The organism is Devosia sp. Leaf64 (assembly GCF_001421945.1).
Lineage (GTDB): Bacteria > Pseudomonadota > Alphaproteobacteria > Rhizobiales > Devosiaceae > Devosia.
This window is the reverse complement of sequence record NZ_LMLO01000012.1, coordinates 594,478-607,840: the sequence shown is the minus strand read 5'-3', so window position 1 is coordinate 607,840 and position 13,363 is coordinate 594,478. Positions and strand designations below refer to the sequence as shown.

11 protein-coding genes are annotated in these 13,363 nt (G+C 62.7%); 5 read left to right on the top strand and 6 right to left on the bottom strand.

Going from position 1 to position 13,363, the window contains the following annotated elements; translation table 11 throughout:
* The coding region (locus ASE94_RS21335) for a hypothetical protein (RefSeq protein ID WP_210166232.1) at positions 1-196 on the top strand (196 nt) is incomplete at its 5' end.
* 27 nt (positions 197-223) lie between these two features.
* On the opposite strand, the gene ASE94_RS08335 is transcribed toward ASE94_RS21335, so the two are convergent.
* The 3 genes from ASE94_RS08335 to ASE94_RS08325 all read right to left on the bottom strand — a co-directional run bounded on the left by ASE94_RS08335 (position 224) and on the right by ASE94_RS08325 (position 3,246).
* Positions 224-1,729 (bottom strand): tripartite tricarboxylate transporter permease, encoded by a 1,506-nt coding sequence (locus ASE94_RS08335; protein WP_062629978.1) that lies wholly within the window; start codon positions 1,727-1,729, stop codon positions 224-226.
* Between the two features lie 9 nt (positions 1,730-1,738).
* Positions 1,739-2,200 carry a tripartite tricarboxylate transporter TctB family protein gene (locus tag ASE94_RS08330; RefSeq protein ID WP_062629977.1) on the bottom strand — a complete coding sequence of 154 codons (462 nt, stop codon included), beginning with the start codon at positions 2,198-2,200 and terminating at the stop codon, positions 1,739-1,741.
* A 77-nt stretch (positions 2,201-2,277) separates the two neighbouring features.
* Positions 2,278-3,246 carry a tripartite tricarboxylate transporter substrate-binding protein gene (locus tag ASE94_RS08325; protein WP_062629976.1) on the bottom strand — a complete coding sequence of 323 codons (969 nt, stop codon included), beginning with the start codon at positions 3,244-3,246 and terminating at the stop codon, positions 2,278-2,280.
* Between the two features lie 184 nt (positions 3,247-3,430).
* Between ASE94_RS08325 and ASE94_RS08320 the strand changes: the two genes are divergently transcribed.
* The 4 genes from ASE94_RS08320 to ASE94_RS08305 all read left to right on the top strand — a co-directional run bounded on the left by ASE94_RS08320 (position 3,431) and on the right by ASE94_RS08305 (position 10,142).
* Positions 3,431-5,290, top strand: a complete 1,860-nt coding sequence (locus tag ASE94_RS08320) for an ATP-binding protein (RefSeq protein WP_062629975.1) — start codon at positions 3,431-3,433, stop codon at positions 5,288-5,290.
* Positions 5,283-6,635 (top strand): sigma-54 dependent transcriptional regulator, encoded by a 1,353-nt coding sequence (locus ASE94_RS08315; RefSeq protein WP_280137166.1) that lies wholly within the window; start codon positions 5,283-5,285, stop codon positions 6,633-6,635. Before ASE94_RS08320 ends, ASE94_RS08315 begins: the two co-directional genes overlap by 8 nt.
* A gap of 101 nt (positions 6,636-6,736) precedes the next feature.
* Positions 6,737-7,759, top strand: coding sequence for an aldo/keto reductase (locus tag ASE94_RS08310; protein ID WP_062629974.1), 1,023 nt, complete (start codon positions 6,737-6,739; stop codon positions 7,757-7,759).
* A gap of 88 nt (positions 7,760-7,847) precedes the next feature.
* Complete coding sequence (locus ASE94_RS08305) at positions 7,848-10,142, top strand: glycoside hydrolase family 15 protein (RefSeq protein WP_062629973.1); 2,295 nt, start codon at positions 7,848-7,850, stop codon at positions 10,140-10,142.
* 137 nt (positions 10,143-10,279) lie between these two features.
* Here the strand turns inward: ASE94_RS08305 and ASE94_RS08300 are convergent, their stop codons facing one another.
* The 3 genes from ASE94_RS08300 to gnd are packed head-to-tail and all read right to left on the bottom strand — an operon-like array spanning position 10,280 to position 13,345.
* The gene (locus tag ASE94_RS08300) at positions 10,280-10,954 is read right to left on the bottom strand and encodes an ROK family protein (RefSeq protein WP_062630023.1); all 675 of its coding nucleotides are present in this window, start codon (positions 10,952-10,954) and stop codon (positions 10,280-10,282) included.
* A gap of 2 nt (positions 10,955-10,956) precedes the next feature.
* Complete coding sequence (gene zwf, locus ASE94_RS08295) at positions 10,957-12,333, bottom strand: glucose-6-phosphate dehydrogenase (RefSeq protein ID WP_062629972.1); 1,377 nt, start codon at positions 12,331-12,333, stop codon at positions 10,957-10,959.
* Positions 12,334-12,343: 10 nt separating this feature from the next.
* Complete coding sequence (gene gnd, locus ASE94_RS08290; protein ID WP_062629971.1) at positions 12,344-13,345, bottom strand: phosphogluconate dehydrogenase (NAD(+)-dependent, decarboxylating); 1,002 nt, start codon at positions 13,343-13,345, stop codon at positions 12,344-12,346.
* Positions 13,346-13,363: the final 18 nt, after the last annotated feature.

The window sequence follows — 13,363 nt, the reverse complement described above, 5'->3', positions numbered from 1 at the left end:
CCTCATCGCTATTGCGCGAAAAATCCTTGTCATCGCCAATGCCGTTCTGAGAGACCAAACGCCTTCAAAACCTGAACCAACAACACAGTTGCTCGGGTCAAGCCAGAGGGAAAGGCGGCTCTTGGGTGAGCTTCCAGAATCCAATGGCTCCGGAGCGCATGGCCCCCCCAAACAAAAATGGGCGCCACTTGCGTGACGCCCATCCAAATCTTGCAAAACCCACTCAGTCCTCTTCGACAAACACTTCCTTGCGCTTCTTCCGGATCGAGGGGAGCACCGCAATGATCACCGCAAGCAAGGCAAGGCCCAGCAGCGTTGCCGAGATCGGGCGTTCCAAAAACACCATCGGGTCCCCGCGCGAGATGATCATGGCGCGGCGCAAGTGTTCTTCGAGCAGCGGACCGAGGACGAAGCCGAGGAGCAGTGGCGCCGGTTCGCAACCGAGGCGGATCAGCACATAGCCAAGGATGCCGAAGAAGCCGATGGCGAAGACGTCAAAGATGTTCTGGTTGATCGAATAGCAGCCGATGCAGGCAAAGAGCACGATGGCCGGAAACAGCGCGCGATAGGGAATGGAGAGCATCTTCACCCAAAGCCCGATCAGCGGCAGGTTGAGAAGCACCAGCAAGAGGTTGCCGATCCACATCGAGGCAATGATGCCCCAAAAGAGTGCCGGCTGATCGTTGATCACGTTGGGGCCGGGCGTGATGCCCTGCAGGATGAACGCACCAACCATCAGCGCCATCACCGGGTGCGCTGGAATGCCGAGCGTCATCAGCGGAATGAAGGAGGTCTGCGCCGCCGCATTGTTCGCCGATTCCGGGCCCGCCACGCCTTCGATCGCGCCATGGCCGAATTCCTCAGGATGCTTCGAAAGACGCTTTTCCGCCGAGTAGGAGGCGAAGGACGCGAGAATATGCCCGCCGCCCGGCAGAATACCGAGGATGGAGCCGAGCGCCGTGCCGCGGATCACCGGGGCAATGATGCGCTTGAACTCTTCCTTGCCCAGCCAAAGTCCCTTGACGGACTTGACCATGACATCGCGGCCCTTCTCGTTTTCAAGATTGCGCAGGATTTCGGCGACGCCAAAGATACCGACGGCGACCGACACGAAGTTGAGGCCGGAATAGAGCTCGCGGATGCCCAGCGTGAAGCGCGGCGTGCCGGTATAGATGTCCTGGCCCACCATGCCCAACAAAAGGCCTAGCACGATCATCGCCAGCGCTTTCAGGATCGAGCCATGCGCCAAGGCAATGGAGACGAGCAGCCCGAGCACGATGAGCGCAAAATATTCCGGCGCCCCGAAATTGAGCGCCGCTCGTGCAAGGGGCGGGGCGAAGAAGGCCAGAAGCAGCGTGCCGACGGTACCGGCAAAGAACGAGCCGAGCGCGGCCGTTGCGAGCGCATGTCCGGCGCGGCCTTTCTTGGCCATCTGATAGCCATCGATCGCCGTCACCGCCGATGAGCTCTCACCGGGCAAGTTGATGAGGATCGCGGTGGTCGAGCCACCATATTGCGCGCCGTAATAGATGCCGGCGAGCATGATCAGCGCAGCGGCCGGCGAGAGCGAAAAGGTGATCGGCAAGAGCATGGCAATGGTGGCCGTCGGCCCGATGCCGGGCAACACGCCGACCAGAGTGCCGAGCAGCACGCCGATGAAGCAATAGAGAATGTTGATAGGGTCGAGGGCGACGGAAAAACCGAGGCCGAGATAGCCGATGATATCCATTGATCGCTCCTATTGACCGAGCCAGGGCCCGAACCACGGCACGGTCATGCCGAGGCCGATGACGAAGATGGCGGTGCAGAGAACGGTGAGCCCGGCCGCCAATAGCGCGGCAAAGAGCGGCGAATTGAGCCGGCTGGCCATGGCCGAACCGAACGAGCCGATAAAGACGACGGGCACGAAGCCGAGTCCGCGGATAGTCGCGCCAAAGAAGATGACGACGCCGATGATCAGCGCAATGCCGCGCCAGGATGGCGGCAAGGGCTTTTCTTTGTCCGGTTTCTGCCAGCCGCTGGCGGCAACGCCGATCCCTAAAGCTGCGAGCACCGCACCAAGGAAGAGCGGCATGAAGCCTGGGCCCATGCGAAAGGCCGTGCCCACTTCATAGTTGAACGCTTCGAGCGCGAAATAGGCTCCGGCGAGCACGAAAATGCCGCCCGCGAGCAATTCGCGAAGTGAAAACTTGGCCAGCATGGCCGCCTCCCCAAGACTTTTTTGATTTTACGCCAAGTGCGGCCCGCGTAAGTGCGGGCCGCTTTTAGGCTGGTCGTTTACTCGGCGTAGACGCCGGCGGCTTCGATGACGCCGCGCCAGAGTTCGATCTGGCTGGTGAGCGTTTCGGTCAGCGCAGCAGGAGTCGCTTCTTCGGCCGTCACCGGCGTCGTACCCAGTTCGGCAAAGCGGGCGATGACCGTTTCATTGGTCAGGGCCTTCTGCAGTGCGGCGTCGAGACGTTCGATGATCGCAGGATCGGTGCCGGCTGGTGCATAAAGCCCGTGCCACACGCCGATTTCGAGATCGAGCCCGGCTTCCTTGGTGGTCGGCACCTCGGGGAGATTGGCGAGACGCTCGGGCGAGGTCACGGCATAGGCTTTGACTTCACCGGCCTGGATCTGGCTCGTTGTGTTGGTCGTCTGGTCGCAGATCATGTCGATCTGGCCACCGATGATGTCGGTCATGGCCGGGCCAGCACCCTGGTAGGGCACGGTGGTCATGATCGTTTCGGTCTGCTCCATCAACAGCATGCCGCAAAGCTGGCTGGCCGAACCGATACCGGCATGGGCATAGGTGACGTTCTCGCCATTGGCCTTGATATAGGTCAGCAGTTCTTCGAGCGTATTGGGTTCGAAATCCTTGCGGGCCACGAGCGTCATCGGCACCGAGGTGATGAGGCCGATGGTCGCGAAATCGGTCAGCGGATCATAGGGCAGGCTGCGATAAAGCGTCGGGGCGGTCGACATGCCGATATGGTGGAGCAGGAGCGTATAGCCGTCATTCGCCGCGGTCGCGACCTGGCCGGCGCCCAGCGTGCCACCTGCGCCACCGACGTTCTGCACCACGACCTGCTGACCAAGATCCTGGCTCATGGCTTCGGCAACGAGGCGCGCCACCGTGTCGGTCGGGCCGCCAGCCGAGAAGGGCACGACGACGGTAATCGGCTTGGTCGGATAGTCCTGCGCAAAGGCCGTGCCGGACAGGGCAAAGGCGATCAGTGTGGCGACGGCAAAAGTCTTCTTCATTGGTTTCCTCCCGGAAGTGATCTGTAGCCGGCTCCTCCGCCGGTCTCGCAATTCCTGTTGCAAACCGTATGCCAACTCAAAAATGCAGGCCAGACCTGCGTTTTGTGCATTTCGCACTGGCCAATGTGGCGGAAACTTGCCAGAACTGTACCCGAAGGGTGGCAAATTCTTGCCAACAAAAGCCATGGCCAATCGTCTGGTCCATCGCGGAATACGCTCGCGGCGCACGCTGCTCGCTTTCGCCTTGGCGGCACTCGCCATCCTCGGCACGGGCTGGGTGGCGTTCGAGTGGACGCTCTCGGCTGGCCTTCGCAATGCCGGCGATCAGGCCGATCGGCGCCTCGCGCTTTTTGACCGTACGCTCGAAGCCATTATCGAGCGCTTCCATTATCTCCCCTCGAGTATCGCACTGGCCGCCGAAGTCCGCGACGTTCTCGCTGAGCCGCAAAATACCGAGAGGCGGGAAGCTGCCAATGCCTTCCTCTCCCGCCTCAATGACACGGCCGGGGCAGGGGAGCTTTTCGTCATGGCCGCCGATGGCCATGTCGTCGCCGCATCGAACTGGTGGGCCTATGACAGTTTCGTCGGCGAAAACCTCGCTTACCGTCCCTATTTCGAAGAAGCCATGTTCGATGGCGATGCCAAATTCTACGCCGTCGGCACGGTCACTGGGGTCGCCGGCTATTTCCTCGCCCGTCGCATCGATGGCGAAAACGGACCCCTTGGCGTAGCCGTCACCAAGATCAATCTCGGCGAGATCGAAGCCAATTGGTGGCGCTCGGGCGAATTGATCGGCATCGTCGATATCAACAATATCACCATCCTCTCCACACGCCCCGATTGGCGCTATCGCCCGATCTCGCCGCTCCCTGCCAGCACCTATGCGATGATCGCCCCGCAATTGCGCTATGGCGCGCAAGGCGCCAGCGATCAACCGGTCGCCGTCGATATCTGGCCCTCGCGCGGCGTCAATTTCGCCTACATCGCTGATGAAGATACCGATACGAGCGGCATCTTCATCGTCGACGAGATGCGCCTGCCGGTGCATCAGTGGCGCATCATTTCCTTCACGCCCGCCTGGCCGCTCTTCCGCGATGCCTGGATCGCCGCCCTCGCCGCCGCGCTCGCCGTGGCCGCGCTTTGCCTCATCGCCGCACTCCTCCTCCAGCGCCGCCGGATGCTCGCCCAGCGCCTCGTCGATCACGAAAAGCTCGAACTGCGCGTCGCCGAGCGCACCGAAGATCTCTATGTCACCAACGAGGCCCTTCGCGCCGAAATCGCCGACCGCATCCGCGCCGAAGCCGCCGAGCGCGCCGTGCAGGGCCATCTCGTGCAGGCCGCCAAACTCGCGAGCCTCGGCCAGGCCCTTGCCGGCGTCGCCCATGAAGTCAGCCAGCCCGTCGCCGCGCTGACGACGCACCTTGCCAGCGCCAAACTCCTCGCCGCACGCCGCCAGGATGAGGACATAACCAGCGTTCTCGGCCATATCGACCGCATCGTCGATCGCCTCGCTGCGCTCACCGGCCATCTCAAAACCTTTGCCCGCAAGCAGAGCGCCGCGCCGATGGAAGCCGATGCCGCCGCGGTCGTCGCCAATGCGCTCGATCTCGTCGATCACAAGCTGCGCGCCCTCGGCATCGAGGTCGAATACCGCCGCCCGCGGCTTCCGATCCGCATCGCCGGCAATCCCATCCATATCGAACAGGTGCTCATCAACCTCTTCACCAATGCCGCCGACGCCATGGCCGGCCAGAGCATCCGCGTCCTCTCGATTGCCGCCCACACCGGAGCCGACGGCCGCGCGCGCTTCGCCGTCAGCGATACCGGCACCGGCATTGCGCCCGAAGCGCTGACCAGCATTTTCGACCCCTTCTATTCCACCAAGGGACCGGGAGAAGGCTTGGGCCTCGGCCTCTCCATCTCCTATGGCCTCGTGCGCGACATGGGCGGCACGCTTGCCGTCGAAAGCCCGCCCGGCCATGGCGCCTGCTTCACGCTGACCCTCCCAATCGTGGTCACAGCCGAAAGAGAACAGATTGTCTGACCAAAGCGTGCTCATCATCGATGATGAGGAAATGATCCGCACCGCCCTCGAGCAATGGCTCCGCCTTTCGGGCTTTGCGACCCATGTCGCGACCGACGCCAGTTCCGCGCTCGCCCGGCTCGACGAGATCAAACCCCATGTCATCCTCAGCGACGTTCGCATGCCCGGCCTTTCCGGGCTCGATCTCCTCAAAAAGGTCCGCGAGCGCATGGTGCCGGCCGAAGTGATCCTGATCACCGGCCATGGCGATGTGCCCATGGCTGTCGAGGCCATGCGCCAGGGTGCGTTCGATTTCATCCAAAAGCCCTATGTGCCCGACGAATTGGTAACGAGCCTCAAGCGCGCCGCCGAACAGGCCCTGCTCAAGCGCGAAATCGCTGATTTGAAGCGCCGGCTCGATGGCGGCGAATCCGAACTTGCCCTCCGCCTCGTTGGCAGTTCCGACGCCGTCGAGCGCCTCCGCCACACGGTACGCGAACTGGCCCATATTCCGGCCGATGTGATCATTCTCGGCGAAACCGGCACGGGCAAGGAAGTCGTCGCCCGCTGCCTTCATGATTTCTCCCCGCGCGCCAAGGCCCCCTTCGTCGCCGTCAATTGCGCCGCCATCCCGTCCGAACTGATCGAAAGCGAGCTCTTCGGCCACGAAGCGGGTGCTTTTACCGGCGCAGGCAGCCAGCGGGTCGGCAAATTCGAATATGCCAATGGCGGCACGCTGCTGCTCGACGAGATCGAATCCATGCCGCTCCTCGCCCAGGCCAAGGTCCTGCGCGTCATTCAGGAGCGGGTGGTTGAGCGTGTTGGCTCCAACCGCCAGATTCCACTCGATGTGCGGATCATCGCCGCCTCAAAGGTCGATCTCGGCGCCGAAAGTGAAGCCGGCCGCTTCCGCGCCGATCTCTATTATCGGCTCAACCTCGCGACTATCATCCTGCCGCCGCTCCGCGCCCGCGGCGAGGATTGCGTCCTGCTATTCCACCATTTCCTCGGCGAAGCCGCCAAGCGCTTCGGCCGGCCTGCACCGAGCCTCCATCCCGCCGATCTTGACGCCATCCGCCGCTATGATTGGCCCGGCAATGTCCGCGAATTGAAAGCCGCCGCCGAGCGCTTCGCCATTGGCCTCGACGCGACTGGCCGCTCCCTCGCCGCCATCATCGGCCCCGCCGATCGCAGTATGCCCGAAGCCGCCGGTGGTCTCGCCGATCGCGTCGCCGCCTATGAAAAACACCTGATCGAAACCGAACTCTCCCGCCACAACGACTCCATCGCCGCCGCCGCCGAGGCACTGCAAGTCCCCCGCCGCACCCTCAGCGAAAAAATGAGCCGCTTGGGCGTCCGGCGCTAGGCGGTAGCTTTACCAATCCACCCCTCAATCTTTCCATCGAAGCTGACGCCGCCGCATTCCTCCCTTACAAAGGCGCCAGTGATTTCGAGGAGGATATTTTCATGACCTATCAGGCTTCCCCTGCGCGCTACGAAGACATGGTCTATCGCCGCGCCGGCCGCTCCGGCCTCAAACTGCCCGCCATCAGCCTCGGGCTCTGGCAGAACTTTGGGGGCACCCGCGATTATCCCGGCGCCTTCGCCATTCTTGGCCGCGCTTTCGATGCCGGCATCACCCATTTCGATCTCGCCAACAATTACGGTCCCCCTCCGGGCTCGGCCGAAGAGCTGTTCGGCAAGGTCATGGCGCACGATTTCAAGCCCTATCGCGACGAAATCATCGTCTCTTCAAAGGCCGGTTACCACATGTGGGAAGGCCCCTATGGCGAATGGGGCAGCCGCAAGAGTCTCATCGCCTCCTGCGAACAGAGCCTGAAGCGTTTGGGCCTCGACTATGTCGACGTCTTTTATTCCCATCGCTACGATCCCAACACCCCGCTCGATGAAACCATGGGCGCGCTGGCAACCCTCGTCCAACAGGGCAAAGCGCTCTATGTCGGCATTTCCAATTATCCCGAAGCCGAGACGCGCGAAGCCCATCGCATCCTTTCGGACCTCGGCGTCAAACCGATCCTCCATCAGCCGAGCTATTCCGCCCTCAATCGCTGGATCGAAACCGATCGCACCATCGATGCCTGCGGCGAACTCGGCATTGGCATCATCGCCTTTTCCCCGCTCGCCCAGGGCGTGCTCTCGGGCAAGTATAACAGCGGCGACACCAAGGGCTCGCGCGGCACCTCCAATAATCCCTTCCTCGATGCCGCCAAGATCAAGCCCGAGACTCTCGCTGCCGTCGATGGTATGGCCGAAATCGCTCGCTCGCGCGGCCAGACCCTGCCGCAACTGGCGCTGGCCTGGGTGCTGCGCCGCCCAGAAGTCACTTCGGCCCTGATCGGCGTTCGCACGCTCGAACAACTCGACGATAATATCGGCGCGCTCAGCAATCTCGATTTCACCGCCGAAGAACTCGCCGCCATCGACAAGGCCTGCGCCGGCGGCCTCACCGACGGCAAGCCACGCTGGTAATCGCGCGTCTGTGCAGGATGGCGCTGGAACCAAGCGCCATCCTGCGGCATCTTCTCTGCTGAATAGTCTTCAGCGTCGAATAGTGAAAATGACCGAACATGTCCCGCCCGGCGCGCCGGGTCTTGAGCCCACTTGGTCTTCCAGCGACAAGGACATGATCACGACTGGGCTGGGAGCGAGCCGCATCTGGGCGACCCTCGGTCATGGCATCGTCAACGAGGTCTATTGGCCGTCCACGGGCCGCCCCCAGATACGCGATCTCGGCTTCATCATCGCGCACAAGGGCGGATGGACCGAACTCAAGCGCGCCGACACCTATCTCTTCTCGCTTCCCAAACCCTATATTCCGCTGCCGACCGTCGTTCATGAGGGCGAGCACTACCGGCTCGAACTCGAAGTCCTGCCGCACCCGCTGCGCGATTGCCTCCTCATCCGCTATGCCCTTTCGGGCGAAGATGCGCGGCTCTATGTGCTCTTGGCGCCCCATCTCGATGGTGCGCGCGAGAACGATGCCGTGGCCGGCAAAGATCTTTCGGCCAGCCACAATGCCACGGCCCTCTGCCTCCGCGCCGATGGGGGCTTTCTCCGCACCAGCGCCGGCTTTGTTGGCACCTCCGATGGCTGGCAGGATTTTTCCGCCAATGGCGGCATGACCTGGACGTTTCCCGAAGCCAAGGGCGGCAATGTCGCTCTCATGGGCGAACTCGCCTCGGACAATGGCGTACTCGCGCTCGGCTTTTCCGAAACGCCGGAAGGCGCGCGCACGCTCGCCCGATCGAGCCTGGCGGACTCCTACGACGAAAGCCGCGATATCTTCATGAAGAGCTGGGAGGATTGGGCCCAGCACCTGCGCATCCCCTATGCTGCGCCGGAAGTTGAAGAAGCCGCCCGCCGCTCCGCCATGGTCATCAAATGCCATGAGGACCGCACCTATGCCGGCGCCATGGTCGCGAGCCTCTCCGTGCCCTGGGGTTCGAGCCACGACGACGCCGGCGGCTATCATCTGGTCTGGACCCGTGACACGGTCGAAGCCGCCTTCGCCCTCATCACTGTCGGCCTCTACGAGGATGCCGGCCGCACGCTCGATTATCTCATCGGGACCCAGGCCGACGATGGCAGTTGGGCGCAAAACTATTTTCCCGATGGCCGCGGCTATTGGAGCGGCAAGCAGATGGACGAGGTTGCGCTCCCCGTCATTCTCGCCGCAAAACTGCGCGCCGTCGGCCACCTCACCAATTCGCCACCCGAAGAAGCCATGGTGCGCAGCGCCATCCGTTTCATCGTCCGAAATGGCCCGATGAGCGATCAGGATCGTTGGGAAGAAAACGCCGGCGCCAGCCCCTTTACCCTCGCCATGTTGATCGTCGCGCTCGTCGTCTCGGCCGATTATTTCACTGGCGAAGACCGCGACTATATCCTTTCCCTCTCCGATAGCTGGAACGAGCGCATCGAGGACTGGACCTATTCGGTCAATGGCCATCTCTGTGCCGGTCTCGACCTCCCAGGCTACTATATCCGCCTCGGGCCCCGCGCGGTCGATGGCGGCATCGACGGGATCATCAGCCGCCGCAATGTCCAGAATGGCGAAACACCGGCCGGCGATCTCATCGGCCTCGAATTCTTGTACCTTGTCCGCACCGGCCTCCGCGCGGCTGACGATCGGCGCATCGTCGATACGGTCAAGCTGATCGACGCCAAGCTGCGCGCCGAATTGCCCACCGGCATCGCTTATTATCGCTACAATGGCGATGGCTATGGCGAACACGAAGACGGTACGCCCTTCGACGGCCTCGGCGTCGGCCGCCCCTGGCCACTGCTCGCCGGCGAACGCGGACACTATGCGGCCCTCAGTGGCGAAGACGCCATGCCCTATCTCAATTCCATGCTGCGCATGGTGGGGAAGGGCGGCCTCATCCCCGAACAGGTCTGGGACGGCGAAGCCATGCCCGAACACGGCCTCGTCCCCGGCGAACCCTCCGGCAGCGCCATGCCCCTCGTCTGGGCCCATGGCGAACTATTGAAACTCTTGGCGACGCAGACTACCGGCCGCCCGGCTGAACTCTTCGACGTCATCGCCTCCCGCTATGCCGGCAAACGGCCCACGGCCGCGACCTGGCATTGGCGGGAGTCGAGCCCCTTCGCAGCCATCGCCAAAGGCAAAGCCATCTCCATCGAAGCCTGCGACCCTTTTACCCTGCATTTCGGCCTAAACGGTTGGGAAAATGCCAGGGACAAAGCCTCAGTCCTCAACGGCCTCGGCATGCATTGCGTCCTGTTCACCGCTGCCGACCTCGAAGGTCACAAGACTTTGGACTTCACTTTCCGCAATGGTGACGGGGAGTGGAAGGACAAGGATTTTTCGATCGGATTGGCGGTGGATTGAGGCGTTCCCTCGGAGTCATCCCAAGCACCGTGTCATCCCGGCCTTGAGCCGGGATTCATCTTGAGATCTCAGGATAGGCCCCGGCCCTTGCCGGGGTAACAGCCAGTGGTTGGGCCGACGCCGGTCGCTTGATCCCCTCAAACCACCAGCTTCTCATCCGTCCAAAGCGCGAACCCGCCCTTGAACGCATTGGCATTATCCCCCCGCCTTGCCTTGGGCGGCAGGTCATCGAGCGCATCCACATTGCCGCCGCCGATCACCACATAGTCCGGTTGCAGCGCCGCCGTCAGAGTTTCGACCGCCTCAAACACATGGTGCTTCCACTTCTTGCGCCCGCGCTGTTCAAGGCTCGCTTCGCCGAGATAATCCTCATAGGTGCGGCCCTTCTTGTAGGGCAGGTGCGCCAGTTCCATCGGTTGAGCCACGTGCTCGACCAGCATCGCCGCCCCAAGCCCGGTGCCGAGCCCCAAAAACAGCATCCGCCCGCCGTCATAGCTGCCGATCGCCTGCATCAGGGCGTCGTTTATGATCCGCACCGGCTTGCCGAACCGCTTTTCGAAATCGAACCCGACCCAGCCCGGCGCAAGATTATGCGGCTCGGCCAGGATCTTGTTGTGCACCACGGGTCCGGGATAGCCCATGGCGATGACATCGAAGTCGAGCCCCTCCCACAGCGTCTGCAAATCCGTTGCCATGGTCTCGGCATTCATCGTCGGACCCGACGCGACCTTGCGCACCTGGCCACCGGTATTGGCCATGATCTTGACATGCGAGCCGCCGATATCGACAGCGAGGACCTTTTTGTCTGCCATGATCAAGCCTCCGGATCCACCCAGCCGCCGGGCGGTTCAAACCCCTTCATCGCGGCCTTCGGTCCCCAGGTGCGCGGCTTGTAGCGTGCCGGAGCCTGGGGATCATCGAGGATGGGGTCGAAAATCCGCCATGCCAGTTCCGCCGCATCCTGCCGCGTAAAAAGCTGCCGCTTGCCCGCCATGGCGTCGCCGATCAGCCGCTCATAGGGCATCATGTCGTCGGTCGTATCGTCGAGCGCGGTCAGTTCGATCGGTTCCCCAACCATGTCCCCGCCCGCTTTCTTCCGCCGCACGCCGATCCCCGTCACCACCTGCGGCCCGAGCCGGAAGCGCACGTAATTGGCCTGGTCCTTGGGGAAACCGTCGAACACCGCAATCGGCGGCCTGCGGAAGCGAACAATCACCTCGGTCACCTTGACCGGCAGTTCCTTGCCCGCGCGGATATAGAACGGCACGCCTTCCCAGCGCCAGGTATCGACGGCAAAGCGCAGCGCCGCAAACGTCTCGCGCGCGGATTTCGGCGCGACGCCCGGCTCGTCGAGATAGCCGTCGAACTGCCCGCGCACGACGTCTTCCTTCTTCAGCGGCCGAATGGCCTTCAAAACCTGCACCTTCTCGTCGCTGAGGTCATCGGATTCGCCATTGACCGGCGGCTCGACGGCGAGAAGCAGCAGGACATTGAGCAGGTGGTTCTGCACAACGTCGCGAATGGCCCCGACCTCGTCATAGAATTTGCCGCGGCCCTTGATGCCAAAGTCCTCGGCCATGGTGACCTGGACGCTCTCGACATAGTTGCGATTCCAGATCGGCTCGATGAACGCGTTGGCGAAGCGGATATAAAGCAGGTTCTGGATCGCCTCCTTGCCAAGGAAATGGTCGATGCGAAACACCGCATCTTCCTCGAACACCTTGTGCAGCGTCGCATTGAGCGCCTGTGCGGTGGCAAGATCCCGGCCAAATGGTTTTTCCACCATCAGCCGCGCCCCCTTGGCGATCCCCGCCGCCTCCAGCCCATCAGCCACGGTGCCGAACAGCGATGGTGGGATGGCAAGATAATAGAGCGGATGCTTGTGCGTCCCCAAGGCCGCGCGCAGCTTTTCGAAGGTCGCTGCCTGCTTATAGTCCCCCGATACATAATGCATCAGGCCCATCAGCTTGCCGAACACCGCCTCGTCCACCGTGCCGAATTGCTTGGTCACGGCATCGCGTGCCCGCTCCGACAATTGCTCTTGGCTCCAATCGTCGAGCGCCACCCCGACCACCGGCTTATCGAGATGCCCCCGCCGCACCATCTGGTAGAGCGAGGGCAGGATCATCTTGTGGGCGAGATCGCCCGTCACGCCGAAAACGACGAGCGCATCCGAGGATGTCCTGCGCATAGTGGCCTCCTCAGTGCTTTTCGCTGTGGCCGCCAAAGGCGTAGCGCATGGCCGAGATCAGCTTGTTGGAATATTCGTCGGCATCGCGCGAGGCAAAGCGACCGAAAAGCGCCGAGGACAAAACCGGCGCCGGCACCCCGGTCTCGACCGCCGCCCGCAGCGTCCAGCGGCCTTCCCCAGAATCCGAAACCTTGCCGCCAAAATTGGTCAATTCCGGATCTGTCTTCAGCGTCGATGCCGTCAGGTCGAGCAACCACGAGCTGATGACGCTTGCATGCCGCCAGACTTCCGCGACCCCGCCGACATCGATATCGAACTGATAATATTGCGGATCATGGAGCGGCGCCGTCTCGGCATCCGCAGCCCGCGCTTCGCTGCCCGCATCGGCAGCCTTCAAGATATTGAGCCCCTCGGCATAGGCCGCCATCAGCCCATACTCGATGCCATTGTGCACCATCTTGACGAAGTGCCCCGCGCCGCTCGCCCCGCAATGCAGATACCCTAGCGGCGCCGTGTCGCCCGAGCCGGCTTCGGCGCCATTGCCGTCCTTGCCCGGCGCGAGCGAGGCAAAGATCGGCTCGAGCCGCGCAAAACTATCCTTGGGTCCGCCGATCATCAGGCAATAGCCGCGCTCGAGGCCCCAGACCCCGCCGCTCGTGCCGACGTCGACAAAGCTGATATTTTGCGCCTGGAACTCGCGCGCCAGATCCACCGCATCGCGATAGTAGGAATTGCCGCCATCGATGATGGTATCGCCCGGCTGCAAATGCCCCGCCACTTCGCGGGCGATCTTTCCGGTGATTGCAGCCGGCAGCATCAGCCAGACCGCGCGCGGCGCCTGGAGCTTGCCGATCATCTCTTCCATGGAGCTGGCGCCAACCGCGCCTTCCTTGACCAGCGCCGCGACATTGTCCGGGCTGACGTCGAAGACGACGCATTCGTGCCCGGCCTTGATCAGCCGCCGCACCATATTGGCGCCCATGCGCCCCAGCCCCACCATAGCGATTTGCATTGCATGCTCCCGTGTCGC